The organism is Gilvimarinus sp. DA14 (genome assembly GCF_024204685.1).
In the GTDB taxonomy this organism is placed as follows: Bacteria; Pseudomonadota; Gammaproteobacteria; order Pseudomonadales; family Cellvibrionaceae; genus Gilvimarinus.
Genome location: NZ_CP100350.1, coordinates 223111 through 245211 on the forward strand (window position 1 = coordinate 223111; position 22101 = coordinate 245211).

At 52.5% G+C, this 22101-nt stretch carries 15 protein-coding genes; 6 read left to right on the forward strand and 9 right to left on the reverse strand.

Going from position 1 to position 22101, the window contains the following annotated elements; all coding sequences use genetic code 11:
• The first annotated feature begins 22 nt into the window (after positions 1–22).
• Both NHM04_RS00970 and NHM04_RS00975 read left to right on the forward strand, forming a co-directional pair.
• On the forward strand, positions 23–1402 hold the full coding sequence (locus NHM04_RS00970) for an anthranilate synthase component I family protein (protein WP_254265192.1): 1380 nt from the start codon (positions 23–25) through the stop codon (positions 1400–1402).
• Positions 1403–1413: 11 nt separating this feature from the next.
• On the forward strand, positions 1414–2070 hold the full coding sequence (locus tag NHM04_RS00975) for an aminodeoxychorismate/anthranilate synthase component II (RefSeq protein WP_256527003.1): 657 nt from the start codon (positions 1414–1416) through the stop codon (positions 2068–2070).
• Between the two features lie 68 nt (positions 2071–2138).
• On the opposite strand, the gene NHM04_RS00980 is transcribed toward NHM04_RS00975, so the two are convergent.
• The 8 genes from NHM04_RS00980 to NHM04_RS01015 all read right to left on the reverse strand — a co-directional run bounded on the left by NHM04_RS00980 (position 2139) and on the right by NHM04_RS01015 (position 12537).
• Complete coding sequence (locus tag NHM04_RS00980) at positions 2139–3605, reverse strand: MFS transporter (protein ID WP_254265193.1); 1467 nt, start codon at positions 3603–3605, stop codon at positions 2139–2141.
• A 259-nt stretch (positions 3606–3864) separates the two neighbouring features.
• On the reverse strand, positions 3865–4833 hold the full coding sequence (locus tag NHM04_RS00985; RefSeq protein ID WP_254265194.1) for an alpha/beta hydrolase: 969 nt from the start codon (positions 4831–4833) through the stop codon (positions 3865–3867).
• Between the two features lie 206 nt (positions 4834–5039).
• Positions 5040–5837, reverse strand: a complete 798-nt coding sequence (locus NHM04_RS00990) for a DeoR/GlpR family DNA-binding transcription regulator (protein WP_254265195.1) — start codon at positions 5835–5837, stop codon at positions 5040–5042.
• A gap of 227 nt (positions 5838–6064) precedes the next feature.
• Complete coding sequence (locus NHM04_RS00995; RefSeq protein WP_254265196.1) at positions 6065–6721, reverse strand: LUD domain-containing protein; 657 nt, start codon at positions 6719–6721, stop codon at positions 6065–6067.
• The gene (locus NHM04_RS01000; protein WP_254265197.1) at positions 6718–8154 is read right to left on the reverse strand and encodes a LutB/LldF family L-lactate oxidation iron-sulfur protein; all 1437 of its coding nucleotides are present in this window, start codon (positions 8152–8154) and stop codon (positions 6718–6720) included. Before NHM04_RS01000 ends, NHM04_RS00995 begins: the two co-directional genes overlap by 4 nt.
• Position 8155: 1 nt before the next feature.
• Positions 8156–8980 carry a (Fe-S)-binding protein gene (locus NHM04_RS01005; protein ID WP_254265198.1) on the reverse strand — a complete coding sequence of 275 codons (825 nt, stop codon included), beginning with the start codon at positions 8978–8980 and terminating at the stop codon, positions 8156–8158.
• Between the two features lie 77 nt (positions 8981–9057).
• Positions 9058–10350, reverse strand: a complete 1293-nt coding sequence (rhaI, locus tag NHM04_RS01010) for an L-rhamnose catabolism isomerase (protein WP_254265199.1) — start codon at positions 10348–10350, stop codon at positions 9058–9060.
• 87 nt (positions 10351–10437) lie between these two features.
• Positions 10438–12537 carry a bifunctional rhamnulose-1-phosphate aldolase/short-chain dehydrogenase gene (locus NHM04_RS01015; protein WP_254265200.1) on the reverse strand — a complete coding sequence of 700 codons (2100 nt, stop codon included), beginning with the start codon at positions 12535–12537 and terminating at the stop codon, positions 10438–10440.
• A 238-nt stretch (positions 12538–12775) separates the two neighbouring features.
• Here NHM04_RS01015 and NHM04_RS01020 point away from each other — a divergent pair, with 238 nt between their 5' ends.
• The 4 genes from NHM04_RS01020 to NHM04_RS01035 all read left to right on the forward strand — a co-directional run bounded on the left by NHM04_RS01020 (position 12776) and on the right by NHM04_RS01035 (position 18942).
• A complete protein-coding gene (locus NHM04_RS01020) occupies positions 12776–14458 on the forward strand; it encodes a cytosine permease (RefSeq protein WP_254265201.1) in 1683 nt (560 codons plus the stop codon).
• 68 nt (positions 14459–14526) lie between these two features.
• Entirely contained in the window at positions 14527–15906 is a 1380-nt protein-coding gene (locus NHM04_RS01025; RefSeq protein WP_254265202.1) for an FGGY-family carbohydrate kinase, read from the forward strand.
• 19 nt (positions 15907–15925) lie between these two features.
• Positions 15926–17914: a rhamnogalacturonan lyase gene (locus NHM04_RS01030; protein WP_256527005.1), complete on the forward strand. Its 1989-nt coding sequence runs from the start codon at positions 15926–15928 to the stop codon at positions 17912–17914.
• A gap of 191 nt (positions 17915–18105) precedes the next feature.
• Entirely contained in the window at positions 18106–18942 is an 837-nt protein-coding gene (locus NHM04_RS01035; protein ID WP_254265204.1) for a DUF1080 domain-containing protein, read from the forward strand.
• Between the two features lie 106 nt (positions 18943–19048).
• Here NHM04_RS01035 and NHM04_RS01040 read toward each other — a convergent pair whose 3' ends face one another.
• Positions 19049–22060, reverse strand: a complete 3012-nt coding sequence (locus tag NHM04_RS01040; RefSeq protein WP_254265205.1) for a TonB-dependent receptor — start codon at positions 22058–22060, stop codon at positions 19049–19051.
• Positions 22061–22101 lie beyond the last annotated feature (41 nt).

Below are 22101 nucleotides of genomic sequence, written 5' to 3' on the forward strand. Positions count from 1 at the left end.
GAGACAAAGCAAAGGCCGTTTTATGACTCAGCCCCCAAAAATATCCATTCCCCGCAAGCCCAATTACGTCACCCTGGCGACCGAGTGCGATTTTTTCCAGCTATTCAAAAAAATTGAAAAGCGCTTTGATAATTGTTTTTTTCTCGAGTCGCTGGGTGAGGAAAGCCACATTTCCCGTTACTCATTGATTGGTTTTGATCCGGCGCAAATTTTCTCAGCCCGCGATAAGTCCTTAACCATCACTGACGCGGATGGCGCCTCCACCGCTTATCCCAGCGACAACCCGTATTACTTGCTGCGTGAAATTGTTCCCCAAGACATTATTTCGCGTGGCTATGCTGGGGGGTTGACCGGCTATATCGGCTACGATTGCATGAACTATTTTGAGCCGAGTATGAATATTCAGGCCAGCGAGTATTTTGATGCGTTTAAGTTTGGTCTTTATAAAGACGGTCTGATACTCGACAAAATGACCAATGAGATTTTTTACTTTTATTACGATGAAAATCGCGAGGCCCTGGTTAACGAATTAATTGCTGCAGACTATGAAGGTGATGGCGAGCTGACCATTACGCCCAAGGGCGATACCATGGACCGCGCTGCCCATGAAGCTGCGGTGGAAAAGGTCAAGCAGGATATTATCGAAGGTAAAATTTTTCAGTGCGAAGTGGGCTTTAAAACCTTATTTAAGGTTGAGGGCGATACCATCAGGGTGTATGAATCAATGCGCGAGGTAAACCCGTCGCCGCAAATGTATTACATAAAGTTTGGCAAGGAAAAAGTGATTGGTGCCAGCCCCGAGTTACTGTTTCGCTTGCGCCAAGGTGAAATGGAAACCTATCCGCTGGCGGGCACCACCAAGCGTGGCGCCACCGAGTCCGAAGACAAGCTGTTAGCGCGCACCCTGCTAAACGATCCCAAAGAAATTGCCGAACACAATATGATTGTCGATTTGCACCGTAATGATATCGGGCGCGTAGCGCAGTTTGGTACGGTAAAAGTTCGCAGCTTAATGGATATAAAACGCTTCAGTCATGTGCAGCATATTTCCAGTGAGATCGTGGGCATTATGTCCGAGTCGGAAGATATGTTCTCGGCGCTGGCCAGCAATTTCCCCGCGGGTACATTAACCGGCGCCCCTAAAATTGAAGCCATGAAAATCATTGACGAACTTGAGTCAGACGGCCGCGGGCCCTACGGTGGAGCGGTGGGGCATTTCTCATTTAATGGGGATTGCACCTTTGCCATTCCCATTCGCACGCTTTTTGTGAATGGCGAACACGGTTATGTGCAAACCTGTGGCGGTAATGTTTACGATTCGAACGCCGAAGACGAGTATCAAGAAATTCAACGCAAGTTTGCCGGTACCAAAAAGGTACTGGATCGCTTTAAGCCGGTTTAAGGAGTTTACAAGTGAACATTTTAATTATCGATAATTACGACTCCTTTACCTATAACCTGTACCAGTATATGGGTGAAATTCTAACCGCTGAAAAAGCCAAAGGAAGCGTCAGTGACTTCTCGATTGCGGTGAAGCGCAACAATGAAATCACCCTGAGCGACGTTAAAGCCATGGCGCCCGATCGCATTATTATCTCGCCCGGGCCTGGCTCGCCGGACGATAAAGCTTACTTTGGGGTATGCGCCGAAGTCATCGCTGAAATTGGCAAAACGACACCGCTGTTGGGTGTGTGTTTAGGTATGCAGGGCATTACCCATGTGTTTGGCGGTAGGGTGGTTAAGGCAGGGTTGCCGGTACACGGCAAAACCAGCCCGATTTACCACGATGGCCGGGGCGTATTTAGCGATGTTCCTCAGTCTTTGGAAATTATGCGTTACCACTCACTGGTGGCCGACCCGCACACACTGCCTGAGTGCTTGGCGCTGACGGCGGTCGTGGCCGAAGTGGGTATTGCTGATTTTGCCGATGCCGCGGCCAGTGGTGCGCCCATGGAAATTATGGGCGTGCGTCATAAGATCTACCCCATCGAGGGGATTCAGTTTCATCCGGAGTCTTTCGCCACTGAGGGTGGCAAGGATTTACTGCGCAATTTTTTGTTTGCTAATTGAACCCCTGGACTGCTGAACCGTGGTTACGGGTAGGTAACTCTTGCGTAATCCCTACCCGTAACCCGCTCTCAGTGTACCGGTATGCGCTGCACGCTACCGTCTGGCATCACTTCAATTAATGTGTCCTGTGGTGCGTCTAAAAGCATAGATGCAGCCGCAGCCAGGGCTATGCCAATGGCTATAGTCAGAAAGAAAGTGCCGGTGTCGACCAGAGAAAAAACCGTTAGAAATACCACCGCGCCAATATTGCCATAGGCACCGACAATCCCTGCGATTTGCCCGGTCAGGCTGCGGCGAATCAGGGGCACCATGGCAAACACACAGCCGGCGGCCGAGCCTAAAAAGAAAGAGCTGCACATCATCGCGGCAACCGCCAGGGCAATAGGCCAGCTGTCGTCAATACTGGCCATAATAAAAAAGCCAATGGCCGCACCGGTCAAAAGAATGGTTAACGAACGTTTGCGGCCAAAGTTATCGCTAATCCAGCCGCCGGAGGGGCAGGATGCCATATCCACCGCGGCAAAGCAGGCTCCGAACACACCCGCCAGGGCGACGGGCACTGCAAATGTATTTTGGAAAAACATGGGCAGCATGGATACCACCGCTAGCTCGGCACCAAAAGTTACGGCGTAAGCCAGAGATAAAATCATCACTTGTTTGAATTTATACTGGTACAGCTCGTTAACCGGCGTGGCAATAACTTCTTTATTAATCGCGAACAGCTTGCGGCACTGCAATAAGTAAAGCACCACAAGTGCTGCGTATATAAAGTACAGCACCTGAGCGGAAATCAACTGCAGCGCTTCAACCTTCCAGGCCAACAGCGCCATGGCGGCAAACATGGGAATGTTGCTCAGCAGATAGAGAACAAAATCTCGTTTGCTGGTGACCGCCAGGCCGCCTGACTTGTTGGGTTTAAAGTAGGTTGAGCCAGCGGGCGTGTCGCGCACCGATAAATAGTAAATAGCGGCGTAAACAAAGGCCAGTATCCCGGTTGCGCCGGTGGCGTAGCGCCAGCCATTTTCGCCCCCAAACCACAGCGCCAGAGCGGGCAGACTGATCGCAGCAGCCGCGGAGCCAATATTTCCCAGCCCCTTGTACATTCCCTCTGCCAGCCCCAGCTGGCGGGCCGGAAACCATTCGCTGATCATCCGTATGCCAATCACAAAGCCCGCCCCGGCAAAGCCTAATAAAAACCTGGCCAAGGCCAGTACTTCAAAACTTCGGGCGAGAGAAAAGAACAGGCAAAGACCACCAGTAATGGCCAGCAATACCGAGTAAATAGTGCGCGGACCATAGCTATCTACCAGCATGCCCACGATAATTCGCGCTGGAATTGTCAGTGCGACGTTCAGAATCAGCAGGGTTTTAATTTGCTGATCACTCAGGGCCAGCTGTTCTTGAATAACCACCAGCAGTGGGGCGTGATTAAACCAAACTAAAAATGAAACGAAAAAGGCCATCCAGGTAAGGTGCAGTACCTTAAAGCGGCCGATAAAAGAGAAGAACTTAAAATCTGCACTGGTGTTGCTCATAATTTTCCTGTTCGCTGCTTTATTTGCGGCGAAACGGGGCAAGTATTGGGCCAGCATCGGCATTTTGCTGGTGCATGGTCTGGCTTTGGGATGGAAAGTGGTGCATTTGGTTGTGTTTTGTTCAGTTTGCGAATGTGTTGGGTGATTTTTGAGCGGTTTTCAGTGTGGGCAAGGTGAAGTTGGCGGGGTAAAAGCACATCGTGTGCACAGAGATAAGTCTCTGTGCACGGCGTTGTGCGCAGGTTTTGTGCGTTCGGCGTTATATGTTTGCGGCAAACTGCTCTTTAATGAACGCTGCCATGGCTGAGGCGGCGGGTTGCATCCACGGGTCAAATAGCCAGAAGCTGTGCGGAGTATTACTAAAGGTGACGACCTTGCTGGGGATGCCGTGTTGGTTCAGGCGACGAATCATTTCATCGCGGCCTACATAAAAGCGGGTGCGCCCGCTGGCAAGAAACAGTATCGGCGGCGTGTGTTCATCGACATAGTAAATAGGCGATGCCTCGTGCCAATTGGCAGTCTGCTCAGCATAGTGCCCGCCCAGCCATAGTACCGCTGATGACGGCTTTTCGCGCGGCGCATCTTCGTATTTTCGTGCCTTTTCGGAGGTGAAATCCGATAGTCCATCGATATTAATAATAAGCTGCGCATCCGAGGATACTTTTCTCGTGGCCGCTTGGGGGTCAAACTTTTCCAAACCATTCGTAACACCCGTCAGGCTCGCTATTTGTCCGCCCGCCGAGCTACCCGCCACCACAAGTTGATCAGGGTTTATCTTGTATGTGGCGGCGTTTGACCGCATCCACCTTAGCGCCGCCTTGGTATCGTAAATAGCGGCGGGGTAGAGCGCCTCTGGCGCCAGGCGATAACTAATGGTTGCGGCGGCAATGCCGGCCTCGGCCAACTTTATGGCGATGGGGGCTAGGTGGGTCCGATAGCCCGATTGCCAACCTCCCCCGTGAACCAAAATAACTCCCGGAGTGGGGGAGCCTTGGGTTTTCGCGGGGCGGTACAGATCCAAGGTTAAGGTCCGCTCACCATAACTCACATAGGGAACGTCTTTATGGGTTTGGACCGAGTCTGGTGCCTCGATACTGGCAATGCTAATAAAGGGATAATCCCCGATATATTTTTCGAGAGTGTTTTCTGCCGTGTAGGTATTTTCCGCGGCCTGTACGATCGTGACGCAGCAGGCTAGTAGTAAGGTTAAGCTAAAGGCAAAACGCATTATGCAGTGCACTCTTGGGAATTTTTTGATGGATTATAATTGTTATTGCGCGTTGGCGCCGCGGTCTCTTCCCTGAAGCCAGCAAAATGCTATTGGTCCAAGTTGGTGGCTGTCCTCCGTACTTGCGTTGGCGCAAAGGAGGCCAACTCTCGCGTGTCGGGCTGACCGCTTGAACACCAATGAACAGGTGGCGAAGGAGTAGCGCTTTAGCTTGCCTGGTTAACGTCTACCAATATCACCTGAATATTTTCGCTCTCGAAATATTTGACCAGCGCCGGGTCGGCTTCGCTATCGGTGATTAACACATCCACATCGGAAAGAGGGCAGAGAATAAAGTTGCTGCGCTTGCCGAGCTTGGTGCTGTCGGCGAGCACAATTAACTGGTCAGCTTGTTTTTTTAGCTTTTGTTCGGTTTGAATCAGTAGGGGGTCGGACTCCATGACTCCGAATTTACCAATGCCGGGAGTACCCATAAACATTTTACTGGCTTGGTAATACTGAATAGTGTCGTTTTCGAAAGCACTTAAAATAATGCCTTGCTTACGGTAAAGCTCGCCACCTGGCAAGGTAATTTGATTGTCACTGGTTTCGGCCAGCTCTTGCGCGAGTACGAAAGAGTTGGTCAGGACGTTCAGGTGCCGCTCGGCGAGGAACTCTCTCATCATATAAGTGGAGCTACCACCATTGATAATAATGAACTCCCCATCTTCGCAGAATTTCACCGCCTCTTTAGCAAGCAGACGTTTTACATCGGCCCGTTGTTCCTTGGCCGCCAGAAACGCTGTGCCCGACAAATGAGGGCGACGCGAACGCCTTTCTGAGCTGTTGAGAACTTCGGCTCCACCGCGAATTTTGCGCAACTGCTCTTGCTTGGCAAGCTTGGTGATGTCGCGACGAATAGTTGCTTCCGACGCGTTTAACTGGCTGGACAAGTCGTTCACACTGGCAAACTGCTGTTCGTCGAGGATGTCCAGAAGCAACTGGTGGCGTTGTTTTTCGAGCATGGGAAGTCTATTTCCGGTAAGTCCAATCATTGAACGTAAATTTGATCAAAATTTAGCATATTGTTCGATTTTTAACAAGCAAAATCAATCTTTAATAATCATACAAACGATTATATGATTGTTTGGTTTCTACGGTCGCGGGGCTCATTTCAGGCCTTTCGCGCGAAGCCGCAGAGTCTTGTCCGATTCACCCGTTCATCTCAGCGGCAGGGTAACTTGGATACGGGTTAGAAGGTCTTTTCGATCACTAGGTAATCAGCTTCGCGAGGCCCGTGAGCACCTATTTGAATTTGTTGTTCAATATCCGCTGTGCGTGAGGGCCCGGTAATCCAATTAACTGTGCGGGGCAGGGTATTTCTGGCCCTCAGCCTTTGCCAGGCATCTTCCTGATAGGCGACGATATCCTCTCGTGCGATAACAATCACCAGACGTTCGACTAAAAACAGTAAACCGCTGGGGCATTCATCGCTGAGCGACATCACCGTTCCGGTCTCGGCGATCCCCGTGTGAGCCTGGACCACGCCGCAACTTTCCGCCGCTGTTGGCGTTTCGGTTGTGGTCGTTAAACCGTCCCAATCGAGCGCCTGATTGAGAATTGACGGTGAAAGGTGAAAGCGGGCACTGCTCGTGGTGTTGTTGGCGTTTTCCCGCAACCATTGAGTGACCTGAGCCATGGACTCAAGCTTTGCGACCCGCGCACCATTGCGACTTGCCTCAGAAATAAACGTCGCGACCGGATCGCTCATTTCCATTTTGGGCTGCACGGGCGGCGAAGTATGTTTAACCGTGAGTGCTTTAAAGTTTTCCTCCAAAGAGTCAGCGCTAAAGTTTCCCCCGGTGCTACGAGCGATACGATCAATAATGCGGCTGCGACTGTCGGTCATGACTGTTTCTCTTTTTGCCGTTGCTGCCATTGAGACTGAAAACTAGACTTTTCCGGTGCGGGAAAATCTCTGTGCCGGGTCCAGCCAGATAAAAAGGGTAGAGATTGAAAACGGGGCTTTCGGCCGCGAGCGATAGCAACGAGCCTCAAGTTGAAATCATTGAGTCTTCTGTAAATCGCCGGGTGACGGCTAAGCCGGCAGAAAATCTTTACTGCCCATTGGGAGATACCTGCGTGTTTTTTCTCGCGCTGCTCGCGGTCGCGCAGTTTGCGCATCAGCCCCGGCAGGGGAATGCGAACGGGGCAGACGGATTCACAGCGGCCACAAAAAGTACTGGCGTTAGGCAGTTGATTGTCTTGTTCTTCGTGGCGCAGCAAGGGGGTGAGTACGGCGCCCATTGGTCCCGGGTAAACACTGTTATAAGTGTGCCCACCCACAGACTGGTACACCGGGCAATGGTTCATGCAAGCGCCGCAGCGAATGCAGTGCAGCATTTTTTCGTATTCGCTGCCCAGCAGTTCGGAGCGCCGATTGTCCAGTAGCACAATATGAAACTGTTCGGGGCCGTCTTTGTCTCGTTCTGAGCGCGCGCCGGTAAAAAATGAGGTGTAGGTGGTAATGTCCTGACCGGTGGCGCTGCGCCCCAGTACCCGCAAAATCGCGCTGGCATCTTCCCAGGTTGGAACAATTTTATCGATTGAGGTAGTAACAATATGGGTGCGCGGTAGTGTCGCGGTCAGATCGCCGTTACCTTCGTTAGTAACAATTGCCGCAGTGCCTGTTTCGGCAATTAACATGTTGGCGCCGGTTATGCCTACATCCGCTTGTAAAAAGCGATCGCGAATGACCGCGCGGGCTTCGTTAACAATATCGGCAACTTCGTCCAGCGCGCGCTCGCCGAGTGCATGATTTTCGCGAAACAGCGATTGTACCTGGGCTTTGGTTTTGTGCAGCGCCGGAGCCACGATATGGCTGGGGCGCTCGTTAGCCAGTTGCAGAACATATTCGCCCAAATCTGTCTCTTGCGGTTCTACACCGGCCGCCTCTAAGGCCTCATTCAGGTCCACTTCCTCGCCCACCATAGACTTACCTTTGGTGGCTGTTTTGGCGTTTTGCTGTTGGCACAGGCCGATTACCAGTTCGCGCATCTGTTCCGGCGTTTCGGCCCAATGCACTTGGCCGCCGGCCTCAGTCACTTTTTTCTCGAAGTGGAGCAGATATAAATCTAGGTTTTTGAGGGCGCGAGCGCGTACCCGCTGCGCCTGATCGCGCAGCTGCTCAAAGTTGCCAATTCTGTCAATCGCCGCTTGGCGCTTGTGGACAAAACCAGAGCCGGCTTCTTCTAGTGCTTCTTGCAGATGTTTGTCTACCAGCGAGGCGCGCGAGCGAATGATAAAGTCGGGTTGAGGTTCGTGCATCTGTACCTGGCTCATATCACTCTCCTTTCTCGAGCGCAGGAGAGTGTTCGCCGATGGCCGGGGTATTTAATTCTCCGGCCAAGACTTCTGCGATGTGGCGCACCTGTACCCGGTTCGGATTATCTGGCTCCAGGCGTTGCAACCTACCGGCGATATTGAGCAGGCAGGATAGGTCACCCCCCAGCACCATGCTGGCGCCGGAGCGACGAATATTATCCACTTTGTTGCTCACCATGCGGTTGGAAACATCGGAATACTTAACGCAAAAGGTGCCGCCGAATCCGCAGCAAACGTCTGTGTCCTGCATTTCGGTGACATCGAGATTGGCGCAACGCTTGAGCAGGGTGCGGGGTTGCTGCTTAATATTCAGCTCGCGTAAGCCGCCGCAGCTGTCGTGGTAGGTGACGCTTTGTGCGCTCAAGTCGAGTGCCGTTTGTGCGGGGGAATAATCCAGTACGTCGGTTAAAAATGTGGTCAACTCATAAACCTTTTCGCAAAACGCTTTTACCGCTTTACGTCGTGGGTCGTATTCGTCAAATAACTCCGGGTAGTGGGTTTTCATTGTGCCGCCGCAAGATCCTGACGGAAGGACGACATAGTCATACCTCTCAAACTGCTGCACGATATTCCAGGCAAGCGCACGAGCTTCCTCGGGCTGGCCGTTGTTGAAAGCCACCTGGCCACAGCAGCTTTGCGGGGGTACGTGAACCTCACAGCCGGCGCGTTCGAGCAGCGTGGCGCTCGCAAAACCGATGCTGGGGCGAACCAGATCAACCGGGCAGGTGACAAATAACCCGACTTGGGCTTTGGATTCTGATGGGGTTGGGGGCGTCTCAGTCATGGGCTTGATTGCGCTAGGCAGAAACAAAGGAAAGAAAAAAGTGCCGGCCGGAGAGATAACCGGCACCAAGGAGGATGCTACACAATACCGGAGCGGCTGCCGCCTGTGTCTGGCCGCGCTTTAGCGGTTTGCTGACGATAGCCGGAGGCTCGGTATATCGCGAGCGAATCAATGGCGGCGTTTTTGTTTTTTCGTGCCATCGCCAAAATGGGAGAGACGTCGGTATTAAAGGCGGCCTTCAACGTGTTGCTGGCCATAATAGCGTCGTTATCGTTTTGGTAGCCTTCCAGTGCTTTGCGGTCTACCAGCAGTGCTTTAATAAACGAACGCTGAACTTCGGTGGCTGAATTGATCAAACTTTCAATCGGGTCGGTCACATTGTGCGACTGATCCAGCATATAGGCGGGGGAAAAGCCCTCTTGTTTGCGGTGCTCGGCATCCACCAGTTCATTAAAAATTAAAAACTGTTGGTAGGGGTGCAGCGAGCCACTGTCCAGATCGTCATCGCCGTATTTACTGTCATTAAAATGGAAGCCTCCCAGTTTTTTAAACTGGATTAAACGCGAGACAATCATTTCAATATTCACGTTAGGAGCGTGGTGCCCCAGGTCCACCAGAGATTTACAGCGCTCGCCGGTTTCCATGGCGGCGAGAATATTCGAGCCCCAATCCTGGATCACGGTGGAGTAAAAAGCCGGTTCAAACATTTTGTGTTCGATATGCATTTCCCAGTCGTTCGGCAGCCCCTGGTAAATGGCTTTGGCGCTGGCGAGATAGCGCTCAAACGCGCGCTGGAAGTGTTGTTGGCCAGGATGATTAGAGCCATCACCAACCCACACGGTCAGCACCTTAGAGCCGAGTTGTTTGCCCCACTCAATCACCTGCAGGTTATGGGCAATGGCCTGTTCGCGCACTGCTTTGTCGGCGTGACTCAGGCTGCCGTATTTGTAGGAGAGCTTCTGGTCTGGTTGATCCTGAAAGGTGTTGGAGTTTACCGAGCTCCAGCCCAGGCCGTACTGATCGGAATGCGCTTTCAGCTCGCTGAAATCGTCGACGGCATCCCAGGGAAAGTGTGGCGAAATTTCGCTGGTGCAGCCGGACATCTGGTTAATGACGGCGCAGTCTTCGACTTTTTCAAAAATATTGCGCGGCTCTCCGATGCCCGGAAAACGCGCGAAACGCGTACCACCGGTGCCAGTGCCCCAAGAGGGTACGGCGATGTCGAAAGCTTCGGCTTGCTCGGTTAGCGCTTGAATATTTAAACCGCGGCGCTCAAGTTGTTCGCCCAGGGCGTCGTAATCTTTTTGCAGGTCGGGGGTCAGTTGATCGTTTTTCTCGGCGACCAAATCCGGGGAAATAGGGTATTTCATATTATCGTCCCGTTGTTTCCGGTGGTTATTATGTGAGCGCCCCGGTGGGGCTTAGGGCGCTTATCTATTTATTTTATAGCTGCTCTGTTAGCGGGTAAACGAGGGCGCATGGCCCGCGTCGACGTTGATGATATTGCCGGTAGACTTGGCTGACAAATCCGCGGCAAAAAAGTAAGTTGCCTCGGCGATGTCTTCCGGTAACACAGAGCGCTTGAGCATGCTGCGCTGACGATAATGCTCTTCCAGTTCGTCGTTGCTGATGTCGTAGGCGGCGGCGCGCTCTTTGCGCCAGTCGCCGTCCCAGATTTTCGAGCCGCGCAGCACGGCGTCCGGGTTGACCACATTGCAGCGAATACCCACGGGCGCGCCTTCCAGGGCAATACAACGGGCCAGTTGTATCTCTGCCGCCTTGGCGGTGCAGTAGGCCGAGGCGCCGGGGGAGGCGACCAAGCCGTTCTTGCTGACCACGAACACCACCGAGCCACCGGTGTTCTGGCGCTTGAGCAGCTTAAAGCCTTCGCGCCCGACCAGGAAATAACCCGTGGCCAGAATATCGATATTCTTATTCCACAAGTCCAGGCCGGTTTCTTCCAGGGGTGCCGAGCTGGCAATGCCCGCATTAGACACCAGAATATCGATGCCGCCGTATTCGCGCGCCACGCTCGCCATGGCATCAACCACTGTGTCTTCTTTCGTTACGTCGCAATGAACTTGGCGCACGACATCTTTGCCAAACACGTTGATTAATTCTTCGCTGGTGTTCTCCAGTGCCTTGGCATCGATATCGGCGAGCATAACGCAAGCGCCTTCGCGCAGCATGCGCGCGGCGGTCGCTTTGCCAATACCACCGGCGCCGCCGGTAATAAACGCCACCCGGCCAGCAAGGGATTTGGGTTTGGGCATGCGCTGCAGCTTGGCTTCTTCAAGCAGCCAGTACTCGATATCAAAGGCCTCTTGCTCGGGCAGGCCTACATACTCACTGACACCGCTCGCTTCCCGCATAACGTTAATAGCATTAACGTAAAATTCGCCGGCAATACGCGCGGTGGCTTTGTCTTTGGCAAAAGTGATCATGCCTACACCGGGCACCAAATACACAACGGCGTTGGGGTCGCGCATGGCAGGGCTGTTGTCGCGCTTACAGCGGTTGTAGTAGTCCGCGTAGTCCTTGCGATAAGCTTCCAGTTGACTGTCTAGGCCTTGGGTGCAGCGCGCCAGCTCGTCTTCCAGGTTCGACGCGGTGGGATCAAAGTCCACCACCAGTGGACGAATTTTGGTGCGCAAAAAATGGTCGGGACAAGAGGTGCCCAGCGCCGCCAGGGGCTCCAGCTCGGCCGAGTTTACAAACTCGATCACTGTGTCCGAATCGTTAAAGTGGCCCACTTTGTATTGCTCGTTGGTAATTTTGCCGCGAATTAACGGCATCAGTTGGCTGGCCACAACTTTGCGTTGCTCGGCTTGCATTGGCTCTTGATATTTCGCGCCGCCGAAAGCCTCACTGTTATTGTTGGCTTCCAGCCAGTCCTGCGCCTTTTGAATAATATCCAGAGTGGTTAAGTAGCACTCTTTGGCGTTGTCGCCCCAGGTAAAAATGCCGTGGCCTTCGAGCATAATGCCTTTAATCTCAGGGTTGTTGCGGGCTACTTCTTCTAATTTCAAGCCCAGGTCGTAGCCCGGACGTTGCCAGGGCAGCCAACCCATCTGGCCGTCAAAAATTGTTTCGGTCAGCTCTTTACTGTTTTTGGTGCAGGCGATGGCAATGGCCGCATCCGGGTGCATGTGGTCCACATGTTTGTGTGGAATGTAGGCGTGCAGCGGTGTGTCGATGCTCGCGGCTTTGGGGTTGAGGTTAAAGGTGCAGTGGGGTAGGTAGCCCACCATTTCATCTTCGTGCTCAAGCCCGCGGTAAAGTGATTTGAGCTGCTGCAGCTTTTCCATATACAGAGTAGAGAAGCCGTCCAAGGCAATTGATCCCAGGTCGCCACCCGAGCCCTTAACCCACAGAACCTCGGCATCGCCACCGGTGAGAGGATCGGTCATGTTGATCTTGGCGGAGGTGTTGCCGCCGCCGAAGTTGGTGATGCGTAAGTCGGAACCGAGCAGATTTGATCGGTACTGCAACAGTTCCGGCTCGCTCATGCTGGCGGCTTTCTGATCATCCCATAGGTTTTGGAGTTTTAAGGACATAATCATTGGCTCTCATTTATCGGTGAACGGTCAACGGCGTCATGGGGCCGCCTTTCTGATTGACAATGATTGTATGTGATTAAAAGTGTGCGGTCAAGGAAGTAATTTGTGTGTATATTGCTTTATTAAGGTTGTTTAATTTCATTTTTAACGTTAGTGTTCATTAATAATCAAATACGTTCATGTTGAAGTTATTCGACTCCGAGCCTAGGAGTCGGTTCAGCCGGCGAGAATAAAAATGACGAATAATAATGAGTTCGAGCGCACCGCTGTGCGCCCCGAACGCCTTGAGCCCGCCCGCCATTTTGCGGCCAGTTACTCAGGTGAACATGTAGCGGGAACCGAGTTTGTAATCGGCGCACTGTTTGTGGCCTGGGGTGTGGGCGTGCACGACATTCTGTGGGGGCTGCTGTGGGGTAATCTGCTCGCGGTTCTAACCTGGGGCCTGATTTGCGCCCCCATCGCGGTGAATACTCGTCTGACCCTATATGCCTACCTAGAGCGAATTGGCGGTAAGGGCATCATTAACCTCTATAGCATTGTTAATGGTGTTCTCTTCTGCGTGTTGGCGGGGACCATGATTACCGTCTCGGCCTCGGCTGCGCGAATTTTGTTTGATATCCCGGCGCAAGTAAATTGGTATCCCACCAGCGCCGGGTTTGTGGCCGTTGCCGTTCTGGTCGGAGCCCTGGTTACGGTGATTGCCGCCAAGGGGTTTCGTCGCGTGGCGATCTTTTCTCAGATTTGCGCGCCCTGGATGATTTTGATGTTTGTGGTGGGCGCTTTGGCGATGTTGTCTGTGCTCGCGGCCCAAACGCCCGAGGTGCCCGGGCAGGGTGTGGGACAAAGGCTGCTGAGCATTGCCGATACCCACATATGGCAAGGCAATAAAGAGAGCGAGCTGGGTTTGTTGCATGTGGCCGCCTTTGCCTGGGTCGCCAATCTGGCGATGCATGGCGGCTTGTCGGATATGACCCTGTTGCGTTACGCGCGGCGCTCGTCTTATGGTTTTTTCTCGGCGCTGGGAATGTTTATTGGTCACTATCTGGCCTGGTTGTGCGCGGGTGTTATGGGGGCGGGTGCGGCTTTTGTGCTTAAGACATCGATACAAGAGCTGGATGCCGGTGCGGTGGCTTTTCAGGCATTGGGAGCAACGGGGATTCTGGTGGTTATCATTGCCGGGTGGACCACCTCCAATCCCACCATTTATCGCGCAGGTCTTGCGTTTCAATCGCTCTGCCCACGCTGGAGTCGCACCACGGTGACGGCGATTACTGGCGTGGTTACTACGCTGATTGCCTGCTTTCCATTTGTGTTTACCCAGTTGATGAGTTTTGTCGGGTTGATGGGGTTGATTCTAGCACCGGTCGGGGCTGTGATCGTCACGGAGCACTGGTTGTTTTCGCACCTGGGTTTAACCCGTTACTGGAGCCACTACCGCGGCAATTATATTAACTGGCCCGCCTGTATCGCTTGGTTTATTTCTCTGCTGGCTGCCTGGATTTTTCATTGGCTGGGATTGCACTTGTTTTTCCTGTTATTGCCCACTTGGGTTACCGCCACTTTGCTTTATATTGGCTTGGCGGCCTGTAGCGGCGCCAGAGCCCCTTATAATGAGCAGGCCACGGCGCTTGAGCAAAGTGAAGTTAAACGGCGCGAGCGCGAACGCGATTACCTATTGCAGTTTGCGCGAGACAAGTCGTTTGCCGGGTGCAGCAAAAGCTCTTTAGTGCGGATCGTTGCGCTGAGTGTGGCGGTACTCTCTTTGTTGTGGTGTTTGGCCTTGGGTGTGCAGGCGCTGCGCTCTGGCAATGCAGACTGGGTGAAAGACTGGCTGTTGATTCCCACGATACTTTATATGCTATCGGCCATACTCTGGTCGTTTTTAAAAGAACGGCAAGGGCCTGCTTGCCAAGAATAAATGAATTAAAAGATAGAAGCAGCTTGCTTGCAAAAGCACTGGCAGAAAATCTGAGGTTATTGAGTCGTATGGGTTACGTGGTTGTACTGGATATTGGCAAGACCAACATTAAAGTGCATGTGCTGGATGAGCGCATGCAAAGTGTTTTTGAGCAAGCAAAGTCGAACACGGTGGTGAATGCTAATCCTTACCCGCACTTTGATGTGGATGCAATATGGGAGTGGTTTCTCGATGTACTTAAAGGTGTGACAGACAAGTTTTCGATCGATGCCATCAGTGTGACCACCCATGGGGCCACCGCCGCACTGGTCGATCGAACGCGCTCCGATAACGGCTTGGTGCTTCCGGTGTTGGATTACGAGTTTAGCGGGCCGGATAGTGTCAATGACGACTACGCTCAAGTCCGCCCGCCGTTTACCGAGACGAGCTCTCCGGCGTTACCCGCCGGTATGAACCTGGGCCGTCAATTGTACTGGCAGCAAAACCAATTCTCAGAGGCGTTCGCTAAGGCGACAGATATTTTACTTTACCCTCAGTACTGGGTGTGGCGGCTGACTGGTGTTTGTTGCTCGGAAGTGACGTCTTTGGGTTGCCACACGGATCTGTGGCAACCGGCTCAGAAAGGTTTTTCCAGTCTGGTCAAGCGCATGGGTTGGCAATCACTGTTTGCCGAGCTAAAGCCCGCCGACACTATGGCGGGAGTGGTCACCCCCGAGGTGAGCGAGGCGACAGGTTTGCCTGCTTCTTGCCCGGTAACGGTAGGCATTCACGATAGCAATGCCAGCTATTTACGCTATGTAAAAGCAAGCAAGGGCGAGCCTTTCTCGGTTATTTCAACCGGCACCTGGGCGATTACCATGGCCAATGGTGGCGAAGGTGCCGTTTTGGATGAATCTCGAGATATGTTGATGAATGTCGACTTTCGCGGCACACCCGTGGCCTGTGCACGTTTTATGGCGGGCCGGGAGTACGAAAGTATCTGTAAGCAAATGGGTGCTTCCCCTTCTGAGCCATACGCGCTGCAAGACCTGGAAAGGATTATCGAAACGGGCGCCTATGCAGTGCCCGCCTTCTGCGAAAACTCAGGTCCTTTTGCGGGGCAGAGCGGATCGATCAACACGGATCAAGGTATTCATGGCGCTGCTCTTGCGTCTTTGTACTGCGCCTTGATGCTGGATCTGGAGCTGGACTTGTTAAAAGCCGAGGGCGATATTTTCCTGGAAGGCGCGTTTTTAAAAAATACATTGCTTTGCCAGCTGCTGGCCACTTTGCGCCCCGAGCAGCGCCTGTTTTTATCCGGTGATTCAACTGGTACGGTTAAAGGAGCGGCCGCATTAGCTGATCCTGACGTATCCGTCGCGGAAGAACGAGTGCGCTGTGAACCACTGTCGCTGAGTGGGCTTGTGTCCTATCGCGAGCGTTGGCGAGAGCGGTGTCAGTCTTTGTAAATAATGAGGTATAAATATAATGCGAACGCCCGTAAAAAAATCTTTTAAAAAAACGCTAAAACGCAAAGGGTCGAGTGTTCTGCTCTGCGGCCTTTCTCTGGCCGTGACGGCTTGTAGTTCGGGGCCGGAATCGGCAGGAAGCCAAAGCAGCTCAACACAGGCTTATTCTGGTGCTCGCCAGCTTGAACAGCTGGGTCGGGGGCTAATTGCCGTTCCTGCCGATGAGGGTGTTTTGGTGAGCTGGCGAAAGCTGCAAGGCGATTCGGACCAACTTTCGCTTTCTCTGTATCGGGGCGGCGAACTGATAGCAGAGCAAGCCGTCTCCCAGAGCACGAATTTTCTGGATCGGCAGGGAGGTGCGGGCACAGAATATGAGTTACGTGCGAATGGGCTGGTGTTGGCAAGTGTAACGGCCTGGGAGACGCCCTATCTGAACTTGCCCATTGATCAACCAAAAGACAGAACCACGCCCGATGGCGAGCGTTACTCTTATACCGCCAATGATGCCAGTGTGGGAGATTTAAACGGTGATGGGCGCTATGAAATTATCCTTAAGTGGGACCCCACCAATGCCAAAGACAACTCTCAGAGTGGCTACACCGGCAATGCTCTGATCGATGCCTACACCCTCGAAGGCGAGCGCTTGTGGCGCATTGATATGGGCCCCAATATTCGCGCCGGGGCTCACTATACCCAGTTTATGGTGTATGACTTTGACGGGGATGGTCGCGCTGAAATCGCCATGAAAACCGCTGACGGCACCGTTGACGGTGAGGGGAAAGTTATTGGCGACCCGAAGGCGAACTGGGTGTCGGGCGAGCAAAAACAAGAGGTGCGAGATCGCACTGGCTCGCAAGTGACCTCAGATGGACGCTACATCGGCAATTTGAAAGGTCGCATTTTAAGTGGGCCTGAATACTTCTCGGTGTTTGAGGGCGCTACAGGTCGCGAGTTGGATACCGTTGCCTATATCCCGCAGCGCGCGCCCGGTAACGACAACCCAAGCTCTGAACAGATGAAAAAAATCTGGGGCGATGGCTACGCCAATCGTTCCGAGCGCTATCTGGCAGGCGTTGCTTACCTGGATGGCGAGCAGCCCAGCGTAGTCATGGCGCGCGGTTATTACGAGCGCAGTGTGATTGCCGCCTACGATTTTAGAGACGGTGCCATTTCCACGCGCTGGGTATTCGATTCAGCAGCGCCGGGTGTTCCCGATCATTTTGGCGGCCAGGGCAACCACCAGCTGTCGGTAGCCGATGTTGATCGCGACGGTAAAGATGAAATTATCTACGGTGCCATGGCGCTTGATCATGACGGCTCCCCCAAGTGGACCACGGCTCTGGGCCATGGCGATGCTATGCATGTGTCGGATTTAGACCCTTCACGGCCCGGCCTGGAGCTGTTCGGCGTGTACGAGTCAGTTCGCCATAACGGTGGCATTGGTTCGGCGGTGATAGACGCCGAGGATGGCACTGTGTTGTGGAGTAAGAGCGCAGAAAAAGACAATGGCAGAGGTCTGGCCGCCGACATTGATCCGCGTTACCCGGGGGCAGAAGTCTGGGCTCTGAACGCGCCGGAGCTATTTAACATAAAAGGCGAGCCGGTAGCGCCGCAAAGGCCTAGGCAGGTGAACTTCGCCATCTGGTGGGACGGCGACCCGCTGCGCGAACTGCTGGACGGTACCACGATTTACAAATGGAACTGGAATGCTGGCACTTCCGAGCCGATTTTAGAGACCGAAGGCACAAGCTCCAATAACGGCACCAAGGCGAATCCCGCTCTGTCGGCGGATATTCTCGGGGACTGGCGTGAAGAGGTGATATTCCGCACGGAGGATAATCAGTCGCTGCGAATTTACTCTACGCCTATTGCCACCGATATCAGCCTGACAACCCTGATGCATAATCCTCAGTACCGTTTGTCAGTGGCCTGGCAGAACACCTCTTACAACCAACCCCCACACCTGGATTATGATGTGGGAGAGAAGGTAAAGAGTGCAAAACAATAGTGCTAGACACAAAACCGATACTCTATCGACAATAACTTTCTAGCCTAACCGGCTCTTCTGGGCCGGTTTTTATTTGTAACCTATATGTTTTGTCGGTCGCTTGGCGCGCTCGAACCGGCGTATGGCGGATCGATGAAAATCTTGTTTTGAGAATTTAAAAACCAATCATAAGCCGCAAAAATGGAGGCTATATGCCGCGAATAATCAATAAAAGCCTGGCGCGACGGGCGGGTAATCTCTCGTTGGGTTTGTTGTGTTGCGCGAGTGTCATTTCCTGCAGCTCCCAAACGACTCCTTCGGAAGATGACGGTTGGAGGTCACTGTTTAACGGTAAAAACCTGGATGGCTGGGTGGTCAAAATTCACCACCATGAGCTCGGCGATAACTACGCCAATACCTTCAGAGTTGTCGATGGTGTTGTTCAAGTTAATTACGATGGCTATGAAGGTTTTGGCGAGCGGTTTGGTCATCTTTTTTATAAAGAACCTTTTTCCGCCTATCACCTTAAATTTGAGTATCGTTTCACCGGGCAGTGGCTTGAGGATGCACCTGGTTATGCCTACAGAAACAGTGGGGTAATGTTCCACTCCCAGGCCCCGGATACCATTTTAAAAGAGCAGGATTGGCCAATCTCTGTGGAGTATCAAATGCTCGCAGACAGGGGGGATGGCAAACCCCGGCCCACGGGTAATATGTGCTCACCCGGTACCGATGTGTTTTTTAACGGCAAGCTCGATGAACGTCATTGCATCAACTCATCTTCGGCGACCTATGCCCCGGGCGAATGGGTTAAGGCAGAGCTTATTGTCGATGGCGACTCCCGGGTGGTGCATAAAGTTAATGGCGATAAAGTATTAGAATATACCGCCCCTCAAATGGGCGGCGGTGTTGTCAGTGGTTATGACGCAAAAATTTGGCGGCAAGGAAAGCCGTTGCAAGAGGGCTATATTGCGCTGCAGTCTGAAGGGCAGGGCGTAGAGTTTCGTAATATCAAAATTAAGCAATTAAGCAGGGGTTTCTCAAACTAATTTTTTAGCGCTATAGTAGCGCGATGATAAAAAAGCCCCGGTACACATGCCGGGGCTTTTTTTGTTCGTGGAAGGCGCCTTGCGACGCCTTTTAAGTCTTTGCGATTTACATTCTGTAGGTAAAGCCCAGGGAGAATTCGCGGCCAGACCACTGGAGGTCATTGGTGCGACCGACGCCTGAAGTTTCCAGTTTTACCTCTCTGCCCAGGTTGCGAGCGTCGAGGTAGAACTTCAGATTGTCGTTAAGGGTGTAGGCGATTTTACCGTCAATATAGCCGCTGGCGTCGACAAATACCGGCAGGCCATCAAACACGCGCGAGTAGAATTCATCGCGATAGTTATAGGCGACTTTGATGCTCCATGAATCATCCTCGTAGAAAGCTTCAAGGTTGTAGGAGTTTTCGGACTGCCCACGCAGAGGCATACGCTCGCCGGTCAGCGGGTTAAAGTCGTTGACGTTATCGGCGGTAATGTAGGTGTAGTTGGCTTTGGCACCCGTGTTAGCTAACAGCCCTGGTAAAAAGTCAAAGAAGGTAGACGCTTGCAGCTCAACACCCTTGGTCTTAATGCCTTGCTTGTTCACCTGTTGCGTTACATCCCACAGGGTACCGTCGTTAAAGAAATCAACATCTTGCTGTACTTCAGCGCCGAAGATATAGCTGCTGATATCCTTAATAAAATAGGCGCCCGAAATAATAGAGCTTTCATCCGGGTACCAGGTCAGTGCGACCTCGCCCTGGGTGGCGCGATAGGGGTCCAGATCCGGGTTACCTGCGGTACAGGTGTTGGGGGTCATCTGATCTACCGCGAGTGGGTAGTCGCGCAAGGTACAGTCGGCATTGATGTTAAGGTCGTTAATGTTCGGGCGGGACATTACCTTGGCGGCGCCTACATAAGCTTCCAAGCCCTCCATGATTTCCAAGGTCAGGTTAATGCTTGGCAAGACATCAACAAAGTCTTCTTCAACAGTTTGGCGGCCTTCAAAGGCACGTGGGTCGTCCGGATCTTCAACCCCTGCCAGATCTTCGCCGTTAGGGCCGTAAATTGGATTGCCGTCTTCGTCGGTCTGTTCTACCAATACGCGAATGCGCGAAAAACCTTCCGAGGCGGTTTCTGTGCGCGCCACACGCACACCGAAGTTACCGCGTAAAACCATGCTGCCTATATCTGTTTCAAAGTCGGCCTGAACATAGGCGGATTGAGTCTCAACGTTAATATCGTAACGGCTGTCAATCGGTGTCAAATTACCACGGGCCGCTTCGGCGGAGCTGTAACCGCTGCGCTCAAGCAGGGCGTTGAGGTAGGGGTCGGTATCGATGGCCATATAGCTTTCGATAACGTCTACATCCAGATCATAGTCGCGGAAGAACTGGTCTGTAGCAAAGCGGTTTTCAACCAGTACCGCTTCGTGGTCATCCTGAGTCCAGATTCGGGTTTCGCCGTCGACGGTATAAGGGTTGCCCACGGTTTGCATCAGGTTGTAACCCCAGGCGTTGTTGGAAAACTCCTGGTCGGTGAGAATAAAACCGGTACGGTATGCGGTAAAGATCGAGTCCTCGGGGTTGTAGATAACATCAAGCTTGGCGACATTTTCCGCAGCATCGTTCTGAAAGGGCGAGTATTTGAAGCGATCCAGTGAGGTGTACTGGGTGCCGTCGTTTATGTGGAACTTGTCGAAGGTGTCGTTGACGTCATTTTGGTTAATGATATAGGCATCGGAAAAATCGATTTCCGGCAGTTCGTTAACCTGGGTCACGACAATACCACCGACATTGTTCTGCGCCGATTGAGTGTCGCGCGAATCAATGTCTTCAAAAGTTGTCGAGCGGGCAATATAGCCATCGATAACCCAGTTATCATTGATGTAATCAAAGCCCGCATGCATAACTTCGCGCTCTTGATCCCAGTCGAAGTTGAGGGTCCGGTTTCTCACTGTGGCGCCAATGGGTGTGCCCGCAGCGTTAAACCCATTGGTGGTCAATTGGACAACGTTTTTGTTGTCATCGAGTACGGCATTTTCCAAATCAAAAGCCGAGCCTACCTCAACTTGGAAGTTGCGGTCGGTGGCCACTTTATCCCGGGTGCCTGAGGTGTAGGATACATCGAACGAAAAGTTGTCGGTCAGTTGGTATTGCACTTCTATGTTGGCCGACAGGCGGTCTTCTTCACGGCCCCAAATACTGTAACGTGGGGTGCTGGGGCTATACTCGTACCACTGCTCCAAACAAGCTGTTTCCCCGGCCGCATCAAGCCCGGCGTCCATACATTCCTGCTTGCTGGAGTAATCGGCGTAGAGTTGATCCACTGAGGTTTTGTTGGGGTCCATATCAACGTCGTGATACTTCTGCCAGTTGGTGTTGCGCAAACCGTTCAGCGTAGGGTTGACCTTTGATCCGGTGACGTTAACCAGAACGCCCAATCTGTCGGTGAATTTATAGACGCCTGTTAAATTGTATTTAGGCATCACATCGTCGAGCATGGTGTTGTATTGGGCTTCAGCGTTGACTGAGAAAAAGTGGTCGTCGAATTCATTGGGCTTGCGGGTGTTAATCTGAATGGTGCCGCCCACGCCACCTTCGGTGATTCGCGCTTCAGAGCCTTTATACACATCAATGGATTTAACCAGCTCAGATGCCATATCGCGGAAGTCAACGCTGCGGCTACCGCCCATGCCCATGGCCGAGACGCCATTCAGCTCAACCCGAACCAGGCCTGATTCGACGCCGCGAACGCTTACCGAGGTACCTTCGCCCATGTCCCGTTCGAGTTGGATACCTGATATACGTTGCAGTGCTTCGCCGATATTTTTATCGGGGAACTCACTGATATCTTCGGCAACAATGGAGTCCATCATGGTGCCGGCTTCGCGCTTGCGATCCAGTGCGCTGGTGTAGCTTTGACGAATACCGCTGACAATGATTTCTTCAAGCTTGTAAGAGTCGCTTTGCTCTTCAGGTTGGTTTTGTTCTTCTTGCGCATAGGCATGAGTCGTGGCCAGGGTGCCGATGGTGGCGCCCGCCAGGATAGAAGTGATCCGCTTGGCTAAAGAGTTTTTCTTGAACACAGGGGTCTGTGTGTTGATGCAGTCAAGGTTATTAGACTGATTGTAATTATTCATTATGAAGTCCCGCCCTTATTGTTAGTAAGTGGAAATTTTAT